At 72.0% G+C, this 25449-nt stretch carries 17 protein-coding genes; 9 read left to right on the top strand and 8 right to left on the bottom strand.

Annotated features, from left to right (window positions below; translation table 11 throughout):
* Positions 1 to 7: 7 nt before the first annotated feature.
* From ACZ4V6_RS22295 to ACZ4V6_RS22270, 6 genes are all read right to left on the bottom strand, one after another.
* Positions 8 to 1294 carry an MDR family MFS transporter gene (locus ACZ4V6_RS22295; protein WP_467830066.1) on the bottom strand — a complete coding sequence of 429 codons (1287 nt, stop codon included), beginning with the start codon at positions 1292 to 1294 and terminating at the stop codon, positions 8 to 10.
* Entirely contained in the window at positions 1291 to 3111 is a 1821-nt protein-coding gene (locus ACZ4V6_RS22290) for an ABC transporter permease subunit (RefSeq protein ID WP_467830063.1), read from the bottom strand. The genes ACZ4V6_RS22295 and ACZ4V6_RS22290 overlap by 4 nt, the downstream gene beginning before the upstream one ends.
* 27 nt (positions 3112 to 3138) lie before the next feature.
* Positions 3139 to 4641, bottom strand: a complete 1503-nt coding sequence (locus ACZ4V6_RS22285) for an ABC transporter substrate-binding protein (protein ID WP_467830060.1) — start codon at positions 4639 to 4641, stop codon at positions 3139 to 3141.
* A 118-nt stretch (positions 4642 to 4759) separates the two neighbouring features.
* Complete coding sequence (locus ACZ4V6_RS22280; protein WP_467830058.1) at positions 4760 to 5299, bottom strand: GNAT family N-acetyltransferase; 540 nt, start codon at positions 5297 to 5299, stop codon at positions 4760 to 4762.
* 159 nt (positions 5300 to 5458) lie between these two features.
* Complete coding sequence (locus tag ACZ4V6_RS22275) at positions 5459 to 7855, bottom strand: competence protein CoiA family protein (RefSeq protein WP_467830055.1); 2397 nt, start codon at positions 7853 to 7855, stop codon at positions 5459 to 5461.
* 145 nt (positions 7856 to 8000) lie between these two features.
* On the bottom strand, positions 8001 to 8636 hold the full coding sequence (locus ACZ4V6_RS22270) for a hypothetical protein (RefSeq protein ID WP_467830053.1): 636 nt from the start codon (positions 8634 to 8636) through the stop codon (positions 8001 to 8003).
* 253 nt (positions 8637 to 8889) lie between these two features.
* On the opposite strand from ACZ4V6_RS22270, the gene ACZ4V6_RS22265 reads away from it, so the two are divergent.
* From ACZ4V6_RS22265 to ACZ4V6_RS22250, 4 genes are all read left to right on the top strand, one after another.
* Entirely contained in the window at positions 8890 to 11049 is a 2160-nt protein-coding gene (locus ACZ4V6_RS22265; protein ID WP_467830050.1) for an N-6 DNA methylase, read from the top strand.
* 163 nt (positions 11050 to 11212) lie between these two features.
* Positions 11213 to 13204 carry a type I restriction-modification system subunit M gene (locus ACZ4V6_RS22260; protein WP_467830047.1) on the top strand — a complete coding sequence of 664 codons (1992 nt, stop codon included), beginning with the start codon at positions 11213 to 11215 and terminating at the stop codon, positions 13202 to 13204.
* On the top strand, positions 13201 to 14490 hold the full coding sequence (locus ACZ4V6_RS22255) for a restriction endonuclease subunit S (protein WP_467830045.1): 1290 nt from the start codon (positions 13201 to 13203) through the stop codon (positions 14488 to 14490). The genes ACZ4V6_RS22260 and ACZ4V6_RS22255 overlap by 4 nt, the downstream gene beginning before the upstream one ends.
* Positions 14487 to 17669, top strand: a complete 3183-nt coding sequence (locus tag ACZ4V6_RS22250) for a type I restriction endonuclease subunit R (protein WP_467830043.1) — start codon at positions 14487 to 14489, stop codon at positions 17667 to 17669. The genes ACZ4V6_RS22255 and ACZ4V6_RS22250 overlap by 4 nt, the downstream gene beginning before the upstream one ends.
* Before the next feature lie 53 nt (positions 17670 to 17722).
* Here the strand turns inward: ACZ4V6_RS22250 and ACZ4V6_RS22245 are convergent, their stop codons facing one another.
* Complete coding sequence (locus ACZ4V6_RS22245) at positions 17723 to 17929, bottom strand: DUF397 domain-containing protein (protein WP_467830041.1); 207 nt, start codon at positions 17927 to 17929, stop codon at positions 17723 to 17725.
* Entirely contained in the window at positions 17926 to 18780 is an 855-nt protein-coding gene (locus ACZ4V6_RS22240) for a helix-turn-helix domain-containing protein (protein ID WP_467830039.1), read from the bottom strand. Before ACZ4V6_RS22240 ends, ACZ4V6_RS22245 begins: the two co-directional genes overlap by 4 nt.
* A 120-nt stretch (positions 18781 to 18900) precedes the next feature.
* On the opposite strand from ACZ4V6_RS22240, the gene ACZ4V6_RS22235 reads away from it, so the two are divergent.
* The 5 genes from ACZ4V6_RS22235 (at position 18901) to ACZ4V6_RS22215 (ending at position 25174) form a co-directional block, all read left to right on the top strand.
* Positions 18901 to 19347: an ATP-binding protein gene (locus tag ACZ4V6_RS22235; RefSeq protein ID WP_467830036.1), complete on the top strand. Its 447-nt coding sequence runs from the start codon at positions 18901 to 18903 to the stop codon at positions 19345 to 19347.
* Positions 19348 to 19505: 158 nt separating this feature from the next.
* Positions 19506 to 21041, top strand: a complete 1536-nt coding sequence (locus ACZ4V6_RS22230) for a protein kinase domain-containing protein (protein WP_467830304.1) — start codon at positions 19506 to 19508, stop codon at positions 21039 to 21041.
* Between the two features lie 48 nt (positions 21042 to 21089).
* A complete protein-coding gene (locus tag ACZ4V6_RS22225; protein ID WP_467830034.1) occupies positions 21090 to 23237 on the top strand; it encodes a UvrD-helicase domain-containing protein in 2148 nt (715 codons plus the stop codon).
* A gap of 283 nt (positions 23238 to 23520) precedes the next feature.
* Entirely contained in the window at positions 23521 to 23922 is a 402-nt protein-coding gene (locus tag ACZ4V6_RS22220; protein ID WP_467830032.1) for a hypothetical protein, read from the top strand.
* An 88-nt stretch (positions 23923 to 24010) separates the two neighbouring features.
* A complete protein-coding gene (locus tag ACZ4V6_RS22215) occupies positions 24011 to 25174 on the top strand; it encodes a serine hydrolase domain-containing protein (RefSeq protein ID WP_467830030.1) in 1164 nt (387 codons plus the stop codon).
* Positions 25175 to 25449: the final 275 nt, after the last annotated feature.

Genomic DNA, 25449 nt, shown 5'->3' with positions numbered 1-25449 from the left:
ATCCGGCTCAGGCCCCCGAGCCGGGTCCCCCGGCCCGCCGGCCGCCAGGCAGCAGGGCGACCGCGGCGAGCGGTACGGCGGCCAGTGCCAGCCACGGCACGGCGGCCGGCAGCCCGCTGTCCAGCAGCAGGCCGGTCACGGAGCTGCCCGCCAGCACGATCAGCCCGGAGACCGAGGACAACGCCCCCGTGTACAGCCCGAGCCGGCCGTCCTCGGCGAGGTCGGGCACCCAGGCGCGGGCGACGGGTGCGACCAGCATCTGACCGAGCGTCAGCAGTACGACGAACCCGGCGGACGGCACCAGCCCGCCCGCGCCCGTCCACCCGGCGGGCCGGGCGAGCGCGACGACGGCGAACCCGCCCGCGATCAGCACCAGCCCCGCCGCCATCGACCGGCGCGGCGCCAGCCGCTCCCCCGCCCACCGCGTCACCGGCAACTGCGCCGTCACCACCAGCAGCGAGGACAGCGCGAACAGCCAGGCCAGCGGCGCCTGCGAACCGGCGGCCCGCTCCACCTCGGCGGGCAAGGCCAGGTAGAGCTGGTTGTAGGCGAGCAGATAGGCGCCGTACGCGCAGCACAGCGCCAGGAAGGGCCGGTTGCGCAGGAGCAGCCGCGCCCCGCCCCCGACGCGGACGCGGGCCCGCCCGGGGAGGTGCTGGGGCAGCAGCCACGCGTGCCCGGCCAGGACGAGCACGAAGACGCCGGCCCCGGCCAGGCACGCCGTACGGAAGTCGACGGCCAGCAGCAGCGCGCCCAGCAGCGGTCCGGCGAAAGCGCCCGCCTGCCCGGCCACGGTGAACAGCGCGAGCACCCGGGTCCGTTCCCCGCCGCCCCGTTCCTCCCACAGGACGGCCTGCCGGGCGACCTCCGACTCGACGGCGGGCGAGAACAGCGCGGCGGCGAACCCGATGAGCAGCACCGCGCCGACGACGGCCCAGGTCCGCTCGGCGTACCCGAGCCACGCGAACCCGGCGATGCGCAGCACGCATCCGGCGAGCACGACGGGCCGGATCCCGTACCGGTCGGCCAGCGCCCCGCCGACCACGAACAGCCCCTGCTGGCTGAAGGTGCGCAGCCCGAGCACGAACCCGACCAGCCAGCCCGCCATGCCCACGGCCTGTCCGAGGTGTTCGGCGAGGAAGGGCAGGACGGCGAAGAAGCCGACGTTGAAGGCGAACTGGGTGAGGACGAGCAGGCGCAGCAGCGGCGGCAGCGGGGCGGTGCGGCGGCGGCCGGGGGCCTTGGCGGGCGGGCGGCCGGTGGACGGCGCGGGGCCGGTGGGCGCGGGGGTCATCGGACTCCGGCCGGTTCCTTCTCGGCGGCCGGGGCGGGCCGCGGGCCGGTGGCCGAGGGCTCCGGGCGGGCCCGTCGGCGCGGCCGGCGCGGTCCGCCCGCGGCGGTGACGGCGAGGGCACCGAGCAGGGCGAGGACGGCGGCGGGGGCGAGCACGGCCCACGGGGCGCGTTCGGCGTAGGGCTGGTTCTCGGCGAGGAGCAGCCCCCACTCGGGGGACGGCGGCTGGGCGCCGAGACCGAGGAAGCCGAGCGAGGCGAGCGCGAGGGCGACGCCGGGCAGCCGCAGCAGGGCGTGGCGGACGACGGGCGGCAGGACGGCGGGGAGCAGTTCGCGGCGCAGCAGGTACCAGCGCCCGGCCCCCAGTCCCCGGGTGGCCGTCACGTGCGGGGTGGCGCGTTCCTGGCGCAGCAGCGACGCGGTGTGGGCGGCGAGCGGCGCCCAGGCGACGACGCCGACGGCGAGGGCGGGGGTGGCCGCCCCGCCGCCCGCGACGGCGGTGACGAGGAGCGCGGCGAGCACGGCCGGCACGGCGTTGACGGTGTCGACGAGCGGCGCGGACACCCGGGGCACGAGTCCCAGCAGGACGCCCGCGAGCAGGGCGGCGGCGGTGATGGCGGAGGCGAGCAGCAGGGTGTCCAGGGCGCCGTGGCCGACGCGGGCGAGCAGGTCGCGGCCGAGAGCGTCGGTGCCGAAGGGGTGGGCGAGGGAGGGCGGCCGCAGCCGCTGCCCGGTGTCGAGGGCGAGGGGGTCGCGGGCCAGCCCGCACGCGACGACGGCGAGCAGGAGGCCGGCGTAGAGCAGCGGCAGGACGCGGCGGGCGGGGGGTGCGGGCCGATGCAGGGAGGACAGGGCGCCGTCGCGCAGGGCGGGCCCGGTGAGCAGGCGGCCGGCGAGACGGGTGGCGAGGGTCGCGAGCGCGGCGAGCAGCAGGAGGGCGAGGGCGCCGGCCTGGAGGACGGGCAGGTCCTGGGCGAGGGCGGCCTGGAGGGTGGTGCGGCCGAGACCGGGGATGTCGAAGACCTGCTCGACGGCGACGGCCCCGCCGGTCAGCCCGACGGCGAACAGCGCGAGGTTGGGCAGCAGGACGGGCACGCACCGGCGCACCGCCTGCCGGGCGATGCGCCGGCCCGGCAGTCCGCGGGCGGCGGCGGCCAGCGCCCAGGGCTCGCCGAAGGCGCCGGGCAGCAGGTCGTCGAGCAGCCGCCCCAGCACGGCCCCGGCGGGCAGGCCGAGGGCGAGGGCGGGCAGCACGGTCCACTGCGGCCCGTACCACCCCAGCGCGGGCAGCCACCCGAGCTGCACCCCGACGACGGTGGCGAGCACGGAGGCGACGAGGAACTCGGGCAGCGCGGCGACCACGGCGGAGACGGTGCCGCCGCGGCGCCGCCCGTCGAGCCGCCGCCGCGCGCCGAGCCGGAGGGTGCGGGCGCACACGGCCCCGGCGGTGAGGGCGGCGACCACGAGGGCGGCCGCCATCAGCAGCAGGGAGGCGCCGAGGGCCTGGAGGACGTCGGGCAGGACGTCGTTCCCGGAGATCCACGACTGCCCGGCGTCGCCGTGCGCGAGCCCGCAAAGCCACCGGCCGAGCAGGTGCAGCGGCCCGCCGTCCAGCCCCAGTTGCCCGCGGATGTCGGCGAGGACCTCGGGCGTGGGGTCGCGGTCGGCGGAGCGGGCCTTGAGGACGGTGTGCGCCGGGTCGGTGCGGGTCAGCCACGGCAGCAGCCCGATCCCGCACACCAGCCCGGCCGCGAGCACGGTGCGCCACGTCACGGTGGCCAGTTGCCGCCACACGGCGGTGGCCGCTTGCCGCCGCATGGCGGTGGACTCCTGCCGCCGCACGGCTCAGCGCCGGGTGCCGGTGCCGACGAGGGTGCGCTCGTACGGGTCGAGGACGACACCCTGCACGGACTTCCCGACACCGGTGATGATGCGCTGGTGCACCAGCGGAACGACGGCGTCGGTCCCGAGGAGACGGGCCTCGGCGGCCATGGCGGCGTCCTGCCGCCGGGCGGTGTCGGCGGTCCCCTCGGCCTTCCGCACCGCCGCGTCGACGCCCTCGTCGCACAGCTGGGCGATGTTGTAGCCGCCGTCGCAGGTGTAGTCGCCGGCGAGGACGGAGACGGGGTCGCCGGTGTCGAGGAGGGTGTTGCGGGCGAGGACGAAGGCGTCGAACTTCCCGGCCAGCGCGTCGCCCTCCAGCCGCGAGTACTCGCCGACGGTGAGCTTCACCTTGAAACCGGCCTTCTCCAGCTGCTGCTTGACCACCTGGGCGACCTCGGGCAGCTCGGGCCGGTTGTCGTAGGTGGCGAGCGAGACGGTGGCACCGTTCGCCTTCCCGGCGGCAACGCGCCCGACGGGCGCCTTCCGCTTCCCCTCGGCCCAGGTCACGGCGGGCCCGTAGAGGCCGGCCCCGGGGTCGGCGTGCCCCTCGTACACGTCCTTGGCGAACACGGAGGTGTCGAGGGCGCCGCGGGCGGCGGCGCGCAGCCCGGCGTCCGCGAAGGGCCCGGTGGAGGAGTTGAGCAGCAGGCTGGTGGTCCGGGTCGTGGCGGTGTCCCTGCGGCTCTCCTCGTCGAGGCTCGCCGCCTGGGAGACGGGAACGGCCTCGGCGATGTCCAGCTCGCCGGTGCGCAGGGCGTTGGCGCGGGCGGTGCCGTCGGCGATGAAACGGGCGTCGATCCCGGAGGCCTGGGCGCGGCCGCCCCAGTAGTCGTCGAAGCGGTCGAGGGAGGCGGAGGCGGCGCCGTTCACCTTCGTGATCTCGAAGGGCCCGGTGGCGGTGCCGACGGGGTCGACGCGGCCGGTCTTGCCGTAGGCCTTCTCGGAGAGGATCGCAAGGCTGGGGCTGGACAGCCGCAGCGGGAGCACGGGGTCGGGCGCGGCGGTGGTGACCCTGAGGACGCGGTCCCCGTCGGCCTTCGCGGTGAGGGTGACGCCGGCGAGGGCGGCGGGCGCGGGCTCGGCGGCGGTGGCGCGGGCGAGGGAGTCGGCCACGGCGGCCGGGGTCACGTCGCTGCCGTCCTGGAAGGTGGCGTCCCGGAGGGTGAACTCCCAGCCCCTGTCCCCGTCCCTGCGCCAGGACTCGGCGAGCGCGGGGGCGGCGGAGCCGTTGGCGTCCAGCGCGGTGAGTCCCTCGGTGACGCCGAGCCGGCTGAGGAGGGTGGCGTCGGCGCCGTAGGGCGACAGGTTCTCGGCGGGCGGGAAGGCGAGCCCGACCCGGAGCCGGGAGCCGCCCCCGCCGTCACCCCCCTCGGCCTCGTCGTCGCCGCCGGACGCGAAACAGCCGGCTATCAGCGGGAACAGCAGGAGAGGGGCGAGCAGCCGGGAGCGGCGGTGGGAGCGCATGGTCCTCGGATCGGTCGGGTGGAGAAGGGGGTCTGGGCGACGACGCGAGGAAACCCTACATGAAAATGGTTTCCATGAGTTCACCGGACGCCGCCCGCACGGCAGGGTCGCAACAGCGTTACGGCATGGGCACGTCGAAGTGCACGATGCCCTGCCCGCCCCCCGCGTCCTCGCGCTCGTCGTGCACGACCTTGGCGAGCGACCGCCAGAACGGCTCGGCCCCGGTGACCGACGGATCGGTGTGCAGATACACCGCCCGGTAACCCCCGTCGGCCGCGGCGAACGCCAGCAACTCGTCGACGAGGCGCCGCGCCAGACCCCGCCTGCGGTGCTCGGGCCGCACGTACACGCGGCGCAGCTGGGCGGTGACGCCGGAGGGGTAACGCTCGGCGACGTGCCGGGGGTTCGGCGGGTGCGCGGGCCCGCGGGAGTCCAGGGCCCCGGTGGCGACGACCTCGCCGTCGCGCTCGTCCACGGCGACGAGGAGGGTGTGCCGGACGGGGGTCACGTACGCCCCGGCCGGGTCGATGACGTCCCGGTGCCAGCGGGGCACGTAGCCGGTGCCGAAGTCACGGTAGACGGTGTCGAGCATGACGGCCCGGGCGGCGTCGAGGTCGGCGGGGGTGGCGGGGCGGATGGTGTAGTCGGTGGTGCGCACTTGCGCATGGTACGCAATAAGGGGAAGGCGCTGCTCAGGGGGCCTGGTGCGGGGCACCGTCCGCGCGCGTGAGCCCTCGATGACGAGTGACGGCGAGCGACGACGAGCGCACCGCCGGCCCGGCCGCGAGGGTGGTGCCGGGCCGAGCGGGGCGGAGCGTCAGCGGTGCCGCCAGAGCTGGTGGAGCTGGAAGACCTCCATCTTCCAGTGCATCTCGAGGGACGTCTCCGGTACGCGCTTCCGGCCGAGGCTGTAGCGGACGTGGCGGTACAGGGCGTGGGGCGACAGGTCGGCACCGGCCACCAGTGCGGCCAGCAGGGGCTCGTCCGCCGGCGTCTCCCGGTCGACCAGGACGAGGATCTCGCCCTGGTCGTCCGGATGCAGGAAGGGCAGTTCCCCGCCCATCCGCCGGCGCAGATCCCCCCAGGTCACCGTCGTTCCGGCGCGTGCGGCGTCTTGCAGGAGGGTGCGCACGCGGGCGGCGAGCGGCACCAGGACCTCCCTGCCGGGCCGGGAGGCCGTTCGCTCCCCGTCGGGGACGGGCGCGGCCGTCCTGCCGCCCGGCTCGGCCGCCCCGGCAGCGGGAAGGGCCCCGCCGGTGCCGTTCTCCGCCCGCCGCCGGTGCCGGAGGTTCCCGCGCCAACGCCTCAGCCCCTGGTCGACCGCTTCCGGCAACGGGGCGTCGAGTCCGCGACGGATCCGGTCGGCCTCCGTGAGAGCGGCCGCGATCTCCGCCGTGGTCACCGTGGCCCTGCGGCTGCCGAGATCGTGCAGGAGGCGCCGGAGCGCCTTGAGGGGTTCGTCCGCCGGCGTCACGGGTTCCTGGTCCCGTACCCACTGCTTGAACTCGCGGATCACACCGGTGACCGCCTCACGGTCCTGGAGTGAAAGACGCAGGGCGTAGACGCGGCCCAGCGCGCCGCGGACACGTTTGGCCAGCGCGAGGTCCCCCGCGTCACGGGCGGCGCGGAACTCGTCGGCCAGCCGGTCGAACACCTCACGCGGCGGCGAGTCGGGCGCCGGCCCCTCGAAACGCTGACGCAGAGCAGTACGCCAGTGGCGCAGGCGCTGCGACACGTCGGCCGGAAGGAAGCGGCCGCCGATCAGGAGCGCCAGGTCGTCCGCCTCCCGTACGGCCCTGTGGAGCGCGGGGGTCGGCAGCGCCGCGTCCCCTTCGTCGAGGTGTCGGAGGACCACCTGGAGCCGCTCCAAGGGATCCTCCCCCGGACGCGCGGGCGGCAGCACGCGGGCGCCGTCGGCCTGCGCCGGTGCGGGGCACTGCGCCGCCCGCGGCTCGCCCGGCGGTTCCTTCGCGTCCGCCGCGACGGGCGACACGGGCTTTCGCGGTGGCTGTTCCGGACGTCGCCGGCTCGGCGTCTCCCCCGCTGCCGCACGCGCGTCACGCCCGGGTGCGGGAGGTTCCAGCAGGTCCCATTCCGCCGCCTTCGCGGGCGTGAGACGGACGAAGCTCTCGGCGCGGAGCGTCCACCGCGAATCGGGAAGGGCGAGTTGAGGGCCGCCCAGCACGGCCGCCCGGCCGGTCAGGACGTACACGTGGTGGCGTTCTGGAGCCGGGACCGAGGCCGGCAGGGACAGCCGGGCGCGGAACATCGCCGACCCGATCAGCTGCGCGTCCACGTCGTAGAGTCCCCGACCGTGCTCCTCGGACGTCAGGACGGCCCCGGTGAAGGCGACACTCCCCGCCGCCAACGGGAGTTCGGGACCGGCACCCGAGCCGCCCCGGTCCGTCGACGTCCGGTCCCCTTCCGCCTTCCGCGCGTCGGCGGCGGGATGGTCCTCCCGCCGGGGCGCGGGCCGGGTTCCCTTCAGCCGTATCCCCTGCGGCGTCTCCTCCAGCCACGGGGTGAGGATCCCGGCGGGGACGAGCCGGCACCGGTCGAGTGTCGTCCATGCGACCTGGTGGTCCGGAGGATGCGTCCCGACACGGACCACGCGGGTCCCGTTCTCGGTCACGCACACGAAGCGCAGGGCGTACCCGGCGGCGTCGACCTCGAACGCGGCGAGCTGGCTCTCCGGTCCGTACATGCGGAGGGTGGGGGGCTCCCCGGCCGCGGCACGCAGCCGTTCCCCGTCGGCCTGCCATTCCCTGAACGAGCGGCGGGCCATCTGCACGTGGATCAGGCGGCGCTTCTTCTGCGGCCCGAAGCGGACCTCGATCGTGTCGCTGCGCGCGCCCTTCTGCCGGACGTACTGGACACCGATGTTCACCTGCCCCTGCTCGCGCAACCACTTGGCGAGGGCCTCGCCGATGTAGAGGTGGTCGGCGCTGTCCTCACCGAGCGCCGTGCGGGTGCACCGGACGGGCGGGCGGTGGGCGAAGTGCGACTTCTTGTCGTCGCAGGCGCGCAGCGTCAGGAGCTTCCCGCACCCGCCGAGGAGGGTGCCGCAGGTGAAGGCGTTGGATCCGTGCTCCCTGCGGAGCCCGTCCGCGGCGTGTTTCTCGAACGGGAGGAAGAGGGGGATGTGCCCGTGCGGGCCGCCCAGCACGGCCGTCTGGACCTTGCGGGTGTCCTCTTCGCGTCCGACTGGGATCATCGGCGGCCGTCTCCTCGCTGTACGTACGAAGCGTCCGTCCGAACGAACTCGGGCGGCACGCCGTCTTCGACTTCGCAGACCCCGCTCCGGTTGTGCACGACTTCGTCACATGCGGGACCGCGCCGTCCCGGAAGCGGGCGCGTCCTCAGCCCACCCGCTTCCATTCCTGGCACCGGTTGGTCTTGAAGTACTCGCCCTTGTTGAGGGTCACCCGGCCGGTGCCCTCCAGGTTGTTGTTGGCGATGATCGAGCCGAACTCGCCGCTGGCGTCCTTGGCCCGCTCCCAGTAGCAGCCGAACTCGTCCTCGGGTCCGGCCGTCTTGTAGGTGCCGGCCTTGATGTCCTCGCCGACGAGGTACTCGCCGTCCCCGGAGAAGCTGGTCGCCGGGCCCGCCTCCTCGGTCTCCTCCGGCTCGGCCGTCACCGTCTCGGTCACGGTCTCCGTCACCGTGGGCGCGGGTGCGGCCTCGGCGGCCGGTGCCGTCTCGGTGACGGTGACCGTGGGGCGGGGGGCGGCCTTGGCGTCGGCGGTCTTCTCACCGCCGCCGCTCGCGTCGCCGCCGGAGCCGATGCCGGCTCCGACGAACAGGGAGACGAGGGCGACGGCGCCGTACTTCAGCCATGTCCTGCGGCGCGGGTCGGGGTGCCCGACCCGGCCGTCCGGCGGCACCGGCGGTACGGGCGGGAAGGGCCCCCGACCGTCACCGTGCGTGGGGGAAGCCGGTGGCACGGCCGGTCCCTTGCCGGGGCCGGGTGCCGGGGTGGGCTGCTGATCGGACATGGGGTGGCTCCGTTTCGTGCGGATGGCCGCGGCGGGGCGGGCGCTGCGGCCAGGACGGTGGGCTGCGCGCCTTCGACGGCGGAGGTCGGCGTGGTCAGGCGCAGGGAAGCCCCGGGGTTACGGTGAGCGGGCTTCCATGCGGAAGCAGGCACAGAGAACCACAGACGCGAAAGCGTCGTCAATCGCGTTGACGGACTTGACGGGTGCTGTAGGTTGTTGACTGTTCGCTACCGAGAGGCCAGGACTCCCTGCCATGCCCCAGTCATCAGCCCAGGTGACCGCCGCCGAGATCTCCCGCATCGCGGGGGTCACGCGTGCCACGGTCAGCAACTGGCGCCGTCGGCACGAGGACTTCCCCGCTCCCTCGGGCGGCACGGAGAGCAGTCCGCTGTATGACCTGGAGACCGTGCGCGCCTGGCTCGCCTCGCGCGGCCACGCCTCGGCGGCCAGCCCGTCGGAGGAACTCCGTACGGCCCTGCGGCTGCACGCGCAGAGCGGCGGGGGGACGGCGGATCTGCTGCTCCTCGTCCTCGCGGCGGCCGGCCGGTCGCCCGAGGAACTGACGGCCACCACGCGGCTGCCGGACGCGGACCTCGCCACCCGCGCACAGGACGACGTGTCCTCGGTGGCCGAGGCCGTGCCGGGTGCGGCCCCCGTGCGCTTCGAGGCGGACGACGCGGCGGCGCTGCGCGCGCTGTACGCGTGTGTACGCGACGAGGGCGGCCAGGCCGCGCTGGGCGTGCTGGCGGAGCGGGAGCTGGAGGACAGCGCCGCGTCCGGCGCGTACCGGACCCCCGAGCCCCTCGCGGACCTACTCGCCCGCCTGCTCCCCGGCACCCCGGACCGCGTCCTCGACCCGGCCTGCGGCAGCGGCACCCTGCTGGCGGCCGCCGCCCGCCGGGGCGCCCGCGAGCTGTACGGCCAGGACGCGCTTCCCGTACAGGCCCGGCGCAGCGCCGTGAGCCTGACGCTGACCGCCCCCGGGGCCACGATCACCGTGCGCGCCGGCGACAGCCTCCGCGCGGACGCCTTCCCCGACCTCGTCGCGGACGCGGTGCTGTGCACCCCGCCGTACGGCGTCCGCGACTGGGGCCACGACGAGCTGGCGTACGACCCACGCTGGGCGTACGGCGTACCGGCCCGCGCCGAGTCCGAACTGGCCTGGGTGCAACACGCGCTCGCCCACCTCTCCCCCGGCGGCTACGCGGCCCTGCTCCTGCCGCCCGCCACGGCCGGCCGCGCGTCGGGGCGCCGGGTACGGGCGGAACTGGTACGCAGCGGTGCGCTGCGCGCAGTGATCGCACTGCCGGTCGGCGCGTCGGTGCCGCTGCACGTCGGACTTCAGGTGTGGGTGCTGCAACGGCCCGAGCCGGGCGGCCCGGAGCGCAAGTCCGTGCTGTTCGTGGACACCGCGGCGGAAACGCCGACGGTGACGGCGGCCGGGCGGGGCGGGACGGCGCCGGCCGCGCGGACGCGGGGCGCGAGCCGGTCGGTCTCCGTGGACTGGGCGGGGGTCACGGCCCGGGCCCTGGAGGCGTGGGAGGCCTTCACCGCGGCCCCGGACGCTTTCGAGGGCGAGCCGGGCGTCGCGCACGCGGTCGGCGTGGTGGACCTGCTGGACGACGTGGTGGACCTGACCCCGGCACGGCTCGTACGGACGTCACGGGCGGAGGTCGACCCGGTGAAACTGTCGGCCGAGGTCGACGCCGCGCGCCAGGACCTCGTGAAGGCCGCGAAGTCCCTCGCGCGGGCGGCCGGCCGTGAGGGCTGGAGCGCCGCGGACGCCGGTGCGCGCGAGTGGCGGACGGCGACGGCCTCCGACCTCTCGCGGGGCGGGGCGCTCACCCTGCTCCGCTCGGTGCCGGACAGCGTACGCACGCGGGCACACGCCGCGAGCGGGGAGAGCGGGAGACCCGAGACGCGGGCGGTGCTCACCGGCACGGACATCGCGACCGGGTCGGGCCCCACGGGAGAGCCGACGGGGTCGTACGACGACTCGTCACCCGTGATCGCCGTCGGGGACGTCCTCGTCCGGGCGGTCGCGAGCGCGGACGGCCCCATGGCCCGGGTCGCGGGCGAACAGGACGCCGGCGCGCTGCCCGGCCCGCAGGTCCACCTCTTCCGCCCGGACCCGACACGCCTGGACGCCTGGTTCCTCGCCGGGTTCCTGGGCGCGGAGGAGAACATCGCGGGCGCCTCGACGGGCAGCACAGTCCTCACCGTCAACCCGGGCCGGCTGCGCGTACCGCTGCTGCCGCTGGAGGAGCAGCGACGGTACGGGGAGGCGTTCCGGCACGTGCACGAACTCCGGGCGGAGGCGCGGCGGGCCACGCGGCTCGCGGAGGAGACGGCGCGGCTGCTGGCGGGCGGTCTCACGGGCGGGCAGTTGCTGCCCTCGCCGGGAAACGGCTGAGGCGCACGGCCGGAGGCAGGCGGCCGGGGTGGCGATTCGCCCCGTTCGGCACGCGGGCCTTCACACATGGACCACACTTGTCGGACCGTTCCGGTCGGTCGCTCAACGCGGCTCGGCTCGAACGGTGGGGTTGGGACATTTCGGAAGGAATCCGGGGATCCACTTGAACAGCAGTAAGCACACGGAGTTGGCGAACCACGCGTGGTCCGTCGCCGACCTCCTGCGGGGGGACTACAAGCAGTCCGACTACGGCAAGGTCATCCTGCCGTTCACGGTGCTGCGGCGACTGGAGTGCGTGCTGGAGCCGACCCGCGAGAAGGTCGCGGAGATCGCGGAGCAGCACAAGGACAGCGGCATCGACCCGGACCGCTTCCTGCGCCGGGCCTCGGGGCACTCCTTCTACAACCGGTCGCGACTGACCCTGAAGAAGATCGCCGCGGACCCGCAGAACGCGGCGAAGAACCTCCACGTGTACGTGGGTGCCTTCTCCGACAACGCGCGCGGAGTGCTGGAGCGCTTCGACTTCGCCCAGCAGATCAAGAAGCTCGACGACGCCGACCTGCTCTACAAGGTGATGGGCAGGTTCACGGACCTGGACCTGCACCCCGAGGTCGTGCCCAACCACAACATGGGCTACATCTTCGAGGAGCTGATCCGCCGCTTCTCGGAGCAGTCGAACGAGACGGCCGGTGAGCACTTCACCCCGCGTGAGGTCATCCAGCTCATGGTGCGGCTGCTGGTCGCCCCGGACGGCGACGCGCTCCAGCTTCCGGGCGCGGTGCGCACGGTCCTCGACCCGGCCTGCGGCACGGGCGGCATGCTCTCCGCGATGGACGACCTGATCACGGAGCTGAACCCGGACGCCACGGTGGAGGTGTACGGGCAGGAACTCAACCCGGAGTCCTGGGCGATCTGCCGGTCCGACCTCATGATCAAGGGTCAGGACCCGGAGAACATCGCCTTCGGCAACTCCTTCTCCGACGACGGCCACGCCCGCAAGACCTTCGACTACATGCTGGCCAACCCGCCGTTCGGCGTGGAGTGGAAGAAGGTCAAGGACGAGGTCGAGCACGAGCACAAGGCGCTCGGCGAGGCCGGCCGCTTCGGGGCGGGGCTGCCGCGCATCAACGACGGCTCGCTGCTGTTCCTCCAGCACATGATCGACAAGATGAAGCCGGTGGACGTGAACGGCGGGGGCGGTTCGCGCATCGCGATCGTCTTCAACGGCTCGCCGCTGTTCACGGGCGCGGCCGGCTCGGGCGAGTCGGAGATCCGCCGCTGGATCCTGGAGAACGACTGGCTGGAGGGCATCGTCGCCCTGCCGGACCAGCTCTTCTACAACACCGGCATCTCGACGTACTTCTGGATCCTGACCAACCGCAAGAGCCCGGACCACAAGGGCAAGGTCGTGCTGCTGGACGCCCGCGACCAGTGGCAGAAGATGCGGAAGTCGCTGGGCGACAAGCGCAAGCAGCTGAGCGCGGACCACATCGCGACGGTGGTCAAGCTGTACGGCGAGGCGCTGGCCGTGGCGGACGACGCGGAACACCCGCTGCACGGCAAGGTGAAGATCTTCCGCAACGAGGACTTCGGCTACCAGCGGATCACGGTCGAACGCCCGCTGAAGCTGCGCTTCGAGGTGACGGAGGAGACGCTGACGGCGCTGGAGGCGTCCAAGGTGATCCAGAAGCTGCCGCAGGCTCCGGCTCTGGCGGACGCCTTCAAGTCCCTGATGGGCACGAGCTGGGGCACGAAGCAGGAGGCCTGGCTCGCCCTGAAGGACGCGGTGGTGCAGGCCGGCGGGACGTGGCCCACGGGGGCGCCGTTCAACAAGGCGCTGCGGGAGGTCGTCGGGGTACGGGACCCGGAGGGCGAGATTCAGCGCGTCAAGGGCCAGCCGGAGCCGGACTCGGAGCTGCGGGACTACGAGAACGTGCCGTTGGGTGAGGACGTCGAGGAGTACCTGACGCGGGAGGTCCACCCGCACGTGCCGGATGCGTGGATCGACCACAGCAAGACGAAGATCGGGTACGAGATTCCGTTCACGCGGCACTTCTACGTGTACGATCCGCCGCGGCCGTTGGTGGAGATCGACGCGGAGCTGAAGGCGCTGGAGGCGGAGATTCAGGGCCTGTTGGGGGAGGTTACGGAATGAGCGCTTCGCGTTTGGCGCCCTGGCTTACCTCTTCACGATGGCCCACGGCACCAATTCGACTGGTGGCACGCTTGGGATCCGGTCACACGCCCAGCCGAAGTAAGCCTGAGTACTGGGAAAACTGCACGGTTCCTTGGATCACGCTCGCCGATGTCTGGCAGCTGCGTGACGGTCGGACCAGCATCATCACTGACACTAAGGAGATGGTCAGTCCTGTGGGGCTGTCCAACTCGGCGGCCGTAAAGCATCCAGCTGGGACAGTGATTCTTTCACGCACCGCCTCGGTGGGATTCTCCGCGATCATGGGCCGCGACATGGCCACGAGTCAAGATTTCGTCACTTGGACCTGTGGCCCCAACCTGGAACCTCGATATCTGCTGCACGCCTTGCGAGGCATGGCGCCGGATCTCAAGCGCGTCGCCACAGGGTCGACACACAAGACCATTTACATGCCGGACATCGAGCAACTGCGAGTACCCCTGCCTCCACTGGAGGAGCAGCGCCGCATCGCCGACTTCCTCGACACCGAGACCGGGCGTATCGACAACCTCGCTGCCAAACGACGCCGCATGCGCGACTTGCTTGCACTGAAGCGGGAGCGTGTCATCGAGTCCATGCTTGGCCTCGGACGAGGTAACAGTTCCCACTCACTGGTTCCTCTCAAGTACATGGTGGAAGCGGTCTCCGTCGGCATCGTCGTCACACCCGCCAAGTGGTATGTGGATTCCGGGGGCACTCCAGCTTTGCGCGGCCTCAACGTCAAGCCTGGTGCCATCAACCCCATTGGCCTGGTGCGAATCAGTGCGGAAGGTCATGCCGAGCACGCCAAGTCTCGGCTCCAGGCAGGTGACGTGGTTGTGGTCCGTACAGGCCAGGCAGGGGCGACAGCCGTGGTGCCGCCTGAGCTAGATGGGGCCAACTGTATCGACCTGATCATCGTTCGTCCCGGCCGCAAGGTTGTCCCGAAGTACCTTGAATATGTCCTGAACTCCGAGCATGCTCGCGCCCAGGTATCTGAGCACGCCGTCGGAAGCATCCAAACTCACTTCAATGTGGGTGCTATGAAACAGATCCCTCTTCCCTCTCTTTCCAAGGATGAACAGGAAGAGACCGTGGCTCGGCTCGACCAGGCGGTCAACAGAATCGACCGCCTGCAGGACAAGCTCGTTAAGCAAGAGCAGCTCCTCGCCGAACGTCGCCAAGCCCTCATCACCGCTGCCGTAACCGGCCAGTTCGACGTATCCACCGCCAGCGGGCGCAACGTCACCGAAGGAGTCTCCGTATGAGCCCCGTGCACGACGAGTCGTCCTTCGGCTCTGCCATCGTCGCCGCCCTCTGTGAACGTGGCTGGCGGGAAGCGAGCCCGGAGGACTACCAGCCCGACCTCGGTCTGGACACCAACGAGCTGTTCACCTTCATCGGTGCCACCCAGCCCGACGAGTGGAATGAACTCCTCACCGTCTACGGCGGCAACCCCAACGAGGCTCGGCGCGGGTTTGCACAGCGCCTCGACCGGGCCATCGCCGACGACGGGCTGCTCCACGTCCTCCGCAACGGCGTGAAGGACCGCGGAGTCCGGCTCCGCGTCGCCTACTTCAGGCCCAACCTCATCTCCGCCGAATCCGTCCTCGACGGTTACCGGGCCAACCGCCTCACCGTCGTCCGCGAGCTGCCCTACGCCACCAAGCAGGCCGACTGGGGCCACCGCCTCGACCTCACCCTGTTCCTCAACGGCATCCCCGTCGCCACCGCCGAGCTGAAGAACCCGCTCACCGGCCAGGGCGTCGAGCAGGCCAAGGAGCAGTACCGGACCGACCGCGACCCGACCGAGCTGATCTTCACGCGGCGCGTCATCGCGAACTTCGCCGTGGACCCGGATCTGGTCTTCGTCACCACGCAGCTGCGCGGCAAGAGCACCCAGTTCCTGCCGTTCAACACCGGCTCGAACGGCCCCGGCCAGCCCGGTGGCGCCGGCAACCCGGCGCCCACCGCCCACGGCAAGTACGCCACCTCCTACCTCTGGGAAGAGGTCTGGCAGCGGGATCACTGGCTCGACCTCCTCCAGCGCTTCGTGCACCAGCAGAAGGAGAAGACGCCCGGCGGCGGCGTCACCAAGAAGACGATCTTCCCCCGCTTCCACCAGTGGGACGTGGTCCGGAAGCTCACCGCGCACGCCTCCGTCCACGGCGCCGGCCAGAACTACCTGGTCATGGCCTCCGCCGGGTCCGGCAAGTCGAACACCATCGGCTGGCTGGCCCACCGCCTCAGCGATCTGCACGCGCGCATGGACCCGGCCGTTCTCCGACCCGAAGCCCTGGCCGAGGGCCGCATCAAGCCCGGCGAGCCCGTCTTCGACAAGGTCATCGTCATCACGGACCGCCGCAACCTGGACGCCCAGCTTCGGGAGACCGTCGGCAGCTTCAGCCAGACCGACGGCCTGGTCGTGAAGGTCGACGAGAAGCACGGCGCGAAGAGCGAACAGCTCGCCCGCGCCCTTTCCCGGGACACCGGCAAGATCGTCACCGTCACCCTGCACTCGTTCCCGGCGCTGCTGAACTACATCAAGGACAACCCCACCGAGATCAAGGGCACCCGCTTCGCGATCATCGTCGACGAAGCGCACTCCTCTCAGTCCGGCGACGCCGCCACCGCCGTGAAGTCCGCCCTGCGCGACCTCGGCCTGGACGCCGACTCCGACGACGAGGGCGCGACCACGGTCACCGTGGACGACAAGCTGAAGGCGAAGGCGGTCGAGCGCTCGCACGCCGCCAACCTCTCCTACTTCGCCTTCACCGCCACGCCCAAGTCCAAGACCCTCGAACTCTTCGGCACGGAAGGCGTGGAGAACGGCAAGACCGTCTACCGCCCCTTCCACACCTACTCCATGCGCCAGGCCATCGAGGAAGGCTTCATCCTCGACCCGCTGCGCAACTACGTCACCTACAACACCTACTGGAAGCTCGCGAACCTCAACCACGACGAGAAGGAGGTCGACCCCTCCAAGGCCAACAGCCTGCTCGCCCGGTTCGCGCTCATGCACGAGCACACGGTGTCCCAGCACGCCCAGGTGATCGTCGAGCACTTCGTCGCCCACACCCGCGGCCGGCTCGGCGGCCGGGCCAAGGCCATGGTGGTCACGGCGTCCCGCCACTCCGCCGTGCAGATGGCCCGCGCCATCCGCAGCTACATCGCCGACCGCGAGTACGACACCAAGTACCCGGACCTCGGTGTCCTCGTCGCGATCTCCGGTTCCCTCACCATCGACGGTGAGGAGACCACCGAGGTCAAGGAGAACGGCGGCCTCTCCGAGAGCGCGCTGCCCAAGGCGTTCGCCTACACCCGCGCCGACGACAAGGCCGTGAAGGCCGGCGGCAAGGGGCAGCAGGAGTACCGGATCCTGGTCGTCGCCGAGAAGTACCAGACCGGCTTCGACCAGCCGCTCCTGACGACGATGTACGTCAACAAGACGCTGACCGGCATCGCCGCCGTCCAGACCCTCTCCCGCCTCAACCGCACCGCCGAGCGCAAGTCCCAGGCCGACCTCGCCGTGCTGGACTTCGTCAACGAGGCCGAGGACATCCAGGACGCCTTCCGCCCGTACTTCGAGGAGGCGCACACCCTGCCCTCCGACCCGAACCTGCTCTACACGGCCCAGAGCCGCGTCATGTCCGCGCCGATCATCTCGGAGCAGGACATGGACGAGTTCGTCGCCGCGTACTTCGATGCGCAGGAGAAGGCGGGCGGCTCGCAGTCCAAGTGGGAGAAGCTGCACGCCGAGCTGTACCGGCTCCTCTCCCCCGCCGTCACCCGCTTCACCACCCTCCTGGAGAGCGAGGAGGAGGACGACGTCGAGACGGCCGAGGAGTTCCGCGCCAACCTCAGCGACTACGTCCGCAAGTACGGCTTCCTCGCGCAGATCGTGCCGTACCGCGACGCCGAGTTGGAGCGCCTGTACCTGTACGGGCGGTACCTGCTCAACCGGCTCCCCCGGCTCGCGGACGGCGGCGTCGACATAGGCGAGGTCGACCTCAGCCACCTGCGCGTCGAGAAGACCGGCGAGCACGACGTGTCCCTCAACCCCGAGGGCCCCGCAGAGCTCAAGGGCTTCGGCGACGGGGTCGGCGGCGCCACGGACGCCGAGAAGTCACTTCTGTCCGAGCTGATCGAGAAGTTCAACGCCAAATTCGGCACGGAGTTCACCGAGGAGGACGTCCTCCCGGCCTTCAACGCCACGAAGGACGACCCGAAGGTCCGGGCCGCCGCCGTCGTCAACGACGAGGAGAACTTCGGGATCGTCTTCGACAAGAAGTTCGAGGAGAACATGATGGACCATGTCTCCACGATCGACACGCTCGGCAAGCGGTACTTCGGCACCGACCGGGACTTCAAGTCCAACCTCGACCGCAGCGCCCGCCGCGCGGCCTGGCGGATGATCCGCCGGGAGGAAGGGCTGGACGACATCTGACACACCCTGGGCCCGGTACGGCGCGCGTACCGGGCCCAAGGCATTCCATCGGTTCAGTGCTCTGCGGTCATCCGCAGGAAGCCGGCCCATGCCTCGGGTGCGAAGCACAGCCTGGCTTCTGCCGGACGTTTGGAATCCCGTACCAGTACGGTGGCTGCATGGGCGGCGATTTCGACGCATTCCCCGCCCTCGCCGCTGCTGTAGCTGCTCTTGAACCACGCTGACTCCGCAACCGTCAGCTCACTCACCCGGTGGGTCATCTCTCTCCCAGGAGTCCCTCGACGAAGGCCAGCGACTCGCGTGGAGTCAGGGCCTGAGCTCGCAGGATGCCGTACTGCTCCTCAGCGTCCCGCACTTCCGCGCGCTCGGTGTAGAGGCGACTGGTCCGCTGCACCTCCACATACGCCATCCTGCGCCCGTCCCGCTTTTCGATCAAGGTGAAGGGTCCGGCCAGCCCGCAGTGTTCGGCTGCATCCGTGGGCATGACCTGGATCTCGACATTTCTGCGCTGTCCGTGCAGAAGGATCTGCTCCAACTGTCCGTGCAGGATCGACCGTCCTCCGACGGGCCGTCGCAACACCGACTCCTCGATGACGAAGCTCAGAGTGGGAAGCGGTCGCCGCGAGAAGATCTCCTGTCGTGCCAATCGCGCTGCAACACGCTGCTCCACGGTCTCCTCATCGAGAAGCGGGCGGCGCATGGTGAAAACAGCCCTCGCGTACTCCTCGGTCTGCAACAGGCCAGGAACGGCCAAGGCACCGTACACATGAAGGGTGACCGCCTCCGCCTCCAGCCGGGCCATGTCCCGGAAGAACGCCGGATACTGAGCCCGCCCCACCTCCTCCTTCAGCGCCGTGAGCACCCCACCTGCCCCCAGCACCTCGTCCGCCTTCTCGATGAACCGGGCCTGCGGGATCCGCCTCCCCTGCTCGATCGACGCCACCGTGTCCGCCGAGTACCCGAGCCTCCTGCCGAACTCGGCCCGCTCCAGCCCCGCCCGCGTCCGCAGCAGCTTCAACTGCCGCCCGAACGCGGTCACCACGCCCGTCCCCGGCTCGTCCTCCGGCCGCTGCTGCCGCTGCGCCGCCGGCTCCTCGTCCCTCACGGTCACCGCCCTGCCTCCTCTCCCCGCGTACCACCGCGTACAGCGCCCGCGCCCGCTCCGTACGGAGGACCGACGTCAGCGCGTCACCACTGGTCACGCTAGGCCACGGGCCGCCACCGTGAGTGCATGACCGCAACACAACCACCCGTGACGGTGCACCGGTTCGCGATGTGCTTCAGCTCGACCCCGCGCGGTGCCCGTCTGGCCCGGCGCCTGTGCGCGCACCGGCTCGACGCCTGGGGGATCCCGTACGGCAGCGACGCGCACGACGCCGTCACGTTGATCGCGTCGGAGCTGTGCGCCAACGCCGTGCGGCACGGGCACGTCGCCGGCCGTGACTTCCACGTGCTCCTCGTCGCCGACCCGGCGACCGGCACCGTACGCATCGAGGTCACCGACACCCGGGGCGAACGCCTCCCCCGCCTCCCCGCCGCCGTGCCGGAGGACGGCGACGGGGGGCGCGGGCTGCTTCTCGTCGAGGCGCTGGCCAACCGCTGGGGGTGCTCGCCCCGTTCCACGGGCGGGCCCGGCAAGACCGTCTGGGCGGAGTGCGCCGCTCCCGGCCTGTCCTGATCACACACCTGCTCCGCGACCTGGCTGGACGCCCGAGCGGCCCGCCCGGGAGACTGATCCCTTCGGACACTCGACGGGGCGGGAGCGGGGACCAGGTGCCGGACGTACGACGGATCGCGGAACGCTACGAACTGCTGGAGCGGTTCGACCACGGCGGCATGGGGGACGTCTGGCGCGGCTACGACACCGTGCTGGACCGCCCGGTCGCCGTGAAGCTGATCCGCCCGCAGGCCGTCACCTCGCCGCATCTGGCGGAGGAGTTCGAGAAGCGGTTCCGGCGCGAGGCGCGGGTCACCGCGCGGATCCAGCACCCGGGCGTGCCGCAGGTGTACGACGCGGTGCTGGACGCGTCGTACGAGCAGCTGTTCCTGGTGATGGAGCTGGTCGACGGCGTGCCGCTGACCGCGTACGTGCACCCGGACCGCCCGCTCCCCGTCAGCTGGGCGGCGGCCGTGGCCGCGCAGGTGGCGACGGTGCTGTCGTACGCGCACGACGTGCCGGTGGTGCACCGCGACCTGAAGCCCGGCAACATCCTCGTCGCCCGGGACGGCACGGTGAAGGTGCTGGACTTCGGCATCGCGGCGATCCTGCGGACGGACGTCACCAAGCTGACCGCGACGGGCAGCCCGATCGGGACGCACCAGTACATGGCGCCGGAGCAGGTGCGCGGTGCGCGGGTCACGCCGCGCACCGACCTGTACGCGCTGGGCTGCGTGCTGCACGAACTGCTCAGCGGACGGACGCTGTTCGGCGGGGACAGCGAGTGGCAGCTGATGACGCAGCACGTCAACGCGGCCCCGACCCCACTGCGGCAGCTGCGCGGCGACGTACCGGCAGCCCTGGAGGAACTCGTCCTGCACCTGCTCCGCAAGGCGCCCGAGGCACGCCCGGCGGACGTGCAGGAGGTGTACGAGCGGCTGCGGCCCTTCCTGCCGGCGCCGGGCGAGGATTCCGTGCCGCAGGAGGCGGGACCCGTCGGGGCACCGGACCCGACGGGCATCTTCCGCCGGCCCTACGCGCCCCGCTCGCGCACCGGCGCGCGGTCCGCCGCGCCCGCCGTCGGCCCGGGCGCGCCGCCCGTCCTCCCGGCGGTCGAGCGGGAGGCGCTGCGGGAGCAGATCCTCGACGTCCACGCGCACTACCGCGCCTTGTTGGAGGAGGAGCGGTACGCCCAGGCCGCCGAGGTGGTGGGCGAGATGATCGAGCCCGCCGCGCGTGCCCTCGGGCCGGAGAGCAAGGCGGTGCTCGGTCTGCGCATGCGCCGGGCGGTCAGCCGTCAGCTGGCCGGTGACCACCGGGCCGCGCTGCCCGAGTTCGAGGCGCTGGCCGACGCCTACGCCCGTGTGGGCGGCCCGAGCAGCGAGGAGGCGTTGGACAGCAGGGCCCAGGCGGCGCGCTGCCGTGGTGAACTCGGCCAGGTGACCGAGGCGCTGGCCGGGCTGAACGGCGTGCTCGACGCGGTGCGGGCCGTGGACGGCGACGTGAGCGAGAACGCGGTGGAGCTGCGCCGCGACATCGGCATGCTGCTCCTCGCGCAACAGCGGGCGGCGGAGGCCTTCGACGTCCTGGAGCCGCTGCACGCGGACCTGTGCGTGGTGTTCGGCCCGGACGACGAGCTGACCGCCGAGGTGGCCGAGACCCTGGCGGTGATCCGTCTGGATCTCGACGGCGACAGTGCCGGTTCCCTGCCCTGACCTGGCCTTCGCCCGCGCCGAGGACCACGCGGGCACTAGGATCTCCCCATGCCGCAGCTCGCCTTCGACATCGGTTTCTTCGCCGAACTCCCCAAGCTCCAGCCCCCCGTCAGGAAGGGCGTCCTCGAGGCATGGGAGAAGTTCGGCCGGCTCACCCTGGACCAGCTCTTCAAGGACCAGGGGCTGAAGCTGGAGAGCCTGGTGAAGGCGAAGGACAAGCAGATCCGGACGATCCGCATCGACCAGTTCTGGCGCGGTGTGGTGCTCGCACCGCCCACCGGGGACACCTTCGTCCTGCTGCGGGTGATGCCGCACGACAAGGCGATCGCCTGGGCGATGAAGCAGAAGTCCAGCATCAACGAGGTGACGCGGGCCGTCGAGATCCGGGACGCCGAGACCCTGGACGAGATCACGCCCGCCTACGAGCGGGTGGCCGAAGCCTCGTCGAAGGAGCGGCTGTTCGCGAAGTTCTCCGACGGGGACCTGAAGGCGCTCGGCATCGACGACGAGACGCTGCGGCAGGCCCGCTCGCTGGTCGACCAGGAGCAGCTGGACGTCTTCGCGCCGCTGCTGCCGCAGGACCAGCGGGAGGTGCTGCAGTACCTCGCCTCGGGGTGCACGGTGGAGGAGGTCTGGCAGGACATCGTGGCGCCCGCGCTGCACGCGTCCACGCAGCCGGTGGACACGCGGGACTACGAGACGGCGATCCGGCACACCCGGGCGCGTATCGCGCTGGTGTCGGCCCCCGAGGAGCTGCGGGACATCCTGGAGAAGCCCTTCGCTGCCTGGCGGGTCTTCCTGCACCCGTCGCAGCGGAAGGTGGCGTACCGGTCCTCGTACTCGGGGCCGGCGCAGGTCACCGGCGGACCGGGCACGGGGAAGACCGTCGTCGCCCTGCACCGGGTCAAGCACCTGCTCGGGCACCTGCGCGACGGCGACCGCATCCTGCTGACGACGTACACCAACGCCCTCGTCAACGCGCTCCGTTCGGGCCTGGAGTCCCTGGTGGACGATCCGGAACTGCGCGAACGGGTGGACATCTCGACGGTGGACGGCTTCGCCAGCCGCGTCGTCGCGGAGGCACCGGACGCCGTGCCGCTGCGGCCGCTGATGAGCAACGAGGAGGTGAGCCGCTGGGGCAGGGCCGCCAAGGCGACGGGCTTCACCGGCAGCGCGCAGTTCCTCGCCCAGGAGTACCGGCACGTCGTCCTGGCGCAGGGCATCGGCTCCCTGGCCGAGTACGAGGCGGCGGACCGGCGGGGCCGCGGCAGCCGGCTGGCCGCGGCCGAGCGGCCGCTGGTGTGGGAGACGGTGGAGCGCTTCACGGCCGACCTCGCCGCGGACGGGTGCCGCACCTGGCTGCAGACGTGCGCGGAGGCGGCCCGGCTGCTGGAGGAGACGGGGCCGCGCTACCGGCACGTCGTGGTGGACGAGGCGCAGGACCTGCACCCGGCGCAGTGGCGGCTGCTGCGCGCGGCCGTCCCCGCCCGCCCGGACGACCTGTTCATCGCGGGCGACCCGCACCAGCGCATCTACGACGCGAAGGTGTCGCTGAAGTCGCTCGGCATCAAGGTGGCCGGACGGTCGGTGAAGCTGCGCAAGAACTACCGCAGCACGCAGGAGATCCTGCGCTGGTCCACGGCGCTGCTCATCGGCCGCCCGATCGCCCAGCTGGAGGACGAGAACCGCAACGAGACCCTGCTCGGCTACCGTTCCGCCCTCCACGGCGACGGACCCGCCGTGCACGCGGCGACGTCCGAGGAGGCGGAACTGGACGCGCTGGTCACCCAGGTGCGGGCGTGGCTGGACGCGGGTGTCGGCGCCGGGGAGATCGGGGTCAGCGCCCGGTTCAACAAGACGTGCGCGAAGGCGGTCGCCCGCCTGAAGGACGCGGGTGTCCCCGCCGCGACGCTCCGCTCCACCGACGCCGCCGGGGAGGCGACGACCGTGCGGGTGGGGACCATGCACTCCTTCAAGGGGCTGGAGTTCCGCTGTGTGGCGGTCGTCGGCGTCGACGACGAGGCGCTGCCGTTCCCGAAGGCGGTCACGCCGCCCGAGGTGGACCCCAAGCAGCACGAGACGGACATGATGTCCGAACGCTGCCTGCTCTTCGTCGCCTGCACGAGGGCCCGCGACAGCCTGTACGTCTCCTGGCCGGGCAAGCCCAGCCCGTTCCTGGTGGAGGCCGGGGTGTGACCGTGGTCCCGTTGAGACGGATCATCTCCTCGACCACTTCGCGAGGCGTGTAGTACGAGCCGCTCCGCCGGCGAGGCCGGGTCGTGGACGGTGAGGAAGTGCTCGTAGAGGCGTAGGCAGGCGTCCTGGTTCCCGCTGCGGACCGCCGGCCGGTCCACTTGCGCGACCGCGTGCGCATGTCGTCGTCGGGTGTGGAAGACCTGGTCTCAGCCCCGGGCTGTTCCTGCACAGCGGACCGCAGCGGTCTGCACAGGCGAGCGATCTCCTGGACGAGACGGGCGACATGTCTGATCGGCTCGGGTTCCCAGCCGAGGAACTGCTGGAACAACGCGTCGAAGGCCAGCGGATCGGGCACGGCGAGTTCCTCACCCGCACTCCGCAGCGAGCCGGCGAAGAACACGGTCTCGCCGACCTGTCTGCCACCGCTGGAGAGCCGCCACTCGGTGCCGTTCGAGTACAACAGGTTGGGCAGGTCCTGGAGTTTGTCCCACTGCTCCCGGTTGCCGCGGCCGAAGGTGGCCGAATCGACGGACAGCCCTGGCCGCCCGAGTTCGACACAGCCGTTGATCTCCCCGTCCACGCTCACCGCGTGGTCGGGACGGACGCCGAGACCCGGCAGCGGGTACTCGTCGTGGATTCGGTGGGCCTCACCACGCCTGCGGGGTGGTGCTGGCTGCACCCGTGATCCGGTGGCCAGCAGCAGTGATCTTCGTGCCGGGTGCGGACAGCATGGCTGGTGCCGATCCGGGCGAAGAGCCGAGAAGGAGCACACGATGCGGACGAGGACCACCTCGAAGGTGCGCAAGGGAGTGCTGGTCGCGGCGGTGGTGGGGCTGATGAGCTCCACCGCCGTGGTCAGCACCAGCGCGTCGACGACCCGTCCCCCGAAGGACAGGGCGCTGCGCGAGAGCCTCGACTCCCTGGTGCGCCAGGAGAAGTTCCCGGCCGCGCTGGCCTGGGTGAGCAAGGACGGACGCGAGAGGTCCCTGGTGGCCGGTTCCTCCCGGCTGGGCCGGCAGGTCCCCGTGCCCCAGGACGGCCAAGTCCGGGCGGGGAGCAACACGAAGACCTTCACCGCGGTGGTCGTCCTGCAACTGGTGGCCGAGGGCAAGGTGGAGCTGGACGCGCCGATCGAGACCTACCTGCCCGGTCTGGTGCGGGGCGAGGGCATCGACGGCAGGAAGATCACCGTCCGGCAGCTGCTGCAGCACACCAGCGGACTCCCCAACTACACCGAGCACATAGGCCTGGAGAACTTCCAGAAGGTGCGGCACAAGTTCTTCCAGCCGCACGACCTGCTCGCCGCGGCGCTGGCCCGTCCGGCGAAGTTCGCACCGGGCGCCGAGTGGGAGTACAGCAACACCAATTACCTGCTGGCGGGCCTGCTGATCGAGCGGGTGACGGAACGCCCCGTGCAGGAGGAGATCACCCGTCGCGTGATCAGGAGGGCGGGACTGCGCCACACCTACTGGCCGCAGCCGGGCGACCAGTCCATCCAGGGCCCCCACCCCCACGGGTACGCGATCGGCGACTCCGAGAAGGGGAACGTCGTCGACGCGACCGAGATGGACCCCTCCTGGGGCGGCGCCGCGGGTCAGATGATCTCGACCCCGAGCGACCTGGCGAAGTTCGCCCGGGCGCTCGTCGACGGCAGGCTGCTCCCCCGCGAGCAGCTCGCCGAGATGCGCAGGACCGTCGACGCCCCGCTGTTCCCGGGGTGGCGGTACGGGCTCGGCGTCTTCAGTGTCCCGCTGAGCTGCGGCGGTGTGTACTGGGGGCACGGCGGTGACATCCACGGGTTCGAGACCCGCGGGGGCGCCACGGACGACGGCCGTTCCGTCGGACTCGCGGTGACGGCGCTACCGGGCACCTTCGGTGACGACGAGAAGGGCGCCGAGGCGGTCGTGTCGGCCGTGGACACCGCGTTCTGCGAGTGACCGGCGCCCCGCCCGCACGAGCGGCGGCCGACGGCGCGGTCGGGACACCTCACACGCGCCTCGCTCGTCGAACGGGCCCGCGGTCCGCGCCGGCAACGCTGGACGCGCAGAGGCTCCGGCGGGCTTCCCGCACACCTGCGACCACCACCACTGCCACTCCGCATCCGGTGGTCACCCACCCGTCAGGTGTGTGGACAACGCTCCGGACCGGTCCGGCCAGGGCGCCTCTTTCGACCACCCTGCCGGCCGGGCGAAGGCGACGGCGGCGGTGTGGG

The sequence above is a fragment of the Streptomyces sp. NPDC029152 genome, assembly GCF_055564355.1.
The sequence above is the reverse complement of the archived record's forward strand: the minus strand, read 5'-3'. Positions and strand labels throughout refer to the sequence as shown.

Excerpts from the sequence above, each read along its gene's own strand:
- ACZ4V6_RS22295 (WP_467830066.1), bottom strand. The coding sequence starts at position 1,294 with ATGACCCCCGCGCCCACCGGCCCCGCGCCGTCCACCGGCCGCCCGCCC.
- ACZ4V6_RS22290 (WP_467830063.1), bottom strand. The coding sequence starts at position 3,111 with ATGCGGCGGCAAGCGGCCACCGCCGTGTGGCGGCAACTGGCCACCGTG.
- ACZ4V6_RS22285 (WP_467830060.1), bottom strand. The coding sequence starts at position 4,641 with ATGCGCTCCCACCGCCGCTCCCGGCTGCTCGCCCCTCTCCTGCTGTTC.
- ACZ4V6_RS22275 (WP_467830055.1), bottom strand. The coding sequence starts at position 7,855 with ATGATCCCAGTCGGACGCGAAGAGGACACCCGCAAGGTCCAGACGGCC.
- ACZ4V6_RS22270 (WP_467830053.1), bottom strand. The coding sequence starts at position 8,636 with ATGTCCGATCAGCAGCCCACCCCGGCACCCGGCCCCGGCAAGGGACCG.
- ACZ4V6_RS22265 (WP_467830050.1), top strand. The coding sequence starts at position 8,890 with ATGCCCCAGTCATCAGCCCAGGTGACCGCCGCCGAGATCTCCCGCATC.
- ACZ4V6_RS22255 (WP_467830045.1), top strand. The coding sequence starts at position 13,201 with ATGAGCGCTTCGCGTTTGGCGCCCTGGCTTACCTCTTCACGATGGCCC.
- ACZ4V6_RS22250 (WP_467830043.1), top strand. The coding sequence starts at position 14,487 with ATGAGCCCCGTGCACGACGAGTCGTCCTTCGGCTCTGCCATCGTCGCC.
- ACZ4V6_RS22245 (WP_467830041.1), bottom strand. The coding sequence starts at position 17,929 with ATGACCCACCGGGTGAGTGAGCTGACGGTTGCGGAGTCAGCGTGGTTC.
- ACZ4V6_RS22235 (WP_467830036.1), top strand. The coding sequence starts at position 18,901 with ATGACCGCAACACAACCACCCGTGACGGTGCACCGGTTCGCGATGTGC.
- ACZ4V6_RS22230 (WP_467830304.1), top strand. The coding sequence starts at position 19,506 with ATGGGGGACGTCTGGCGCGGCTACGACACCGTGCTGGACCGCCCGGTC.
- ACZ4V6_RS22225 (WP_467830034.1), top strand. The coding sequence starts at position 21,090 with ATGCCGCAGCTCGCCTTCGACATCGGTTTCTTCGCCGAACTCCCCAAG.
- ACZ4V6_RS22220 (WP_467830032.1), top strand. The coding sequence starts at position 23,521 with ATGTCTGATCGGCTCGGGTTCCCAGCCGAGGAACTGCTGGAACAACGC.
- ACZ4V6_RS22215 (WP_467830030.1), top strand. The coding sequence starts at position 24,011 with ATGCGGACGAGGACCACCTCGAAGGTGCGCAAGGGAGTGCTGGTCGCG.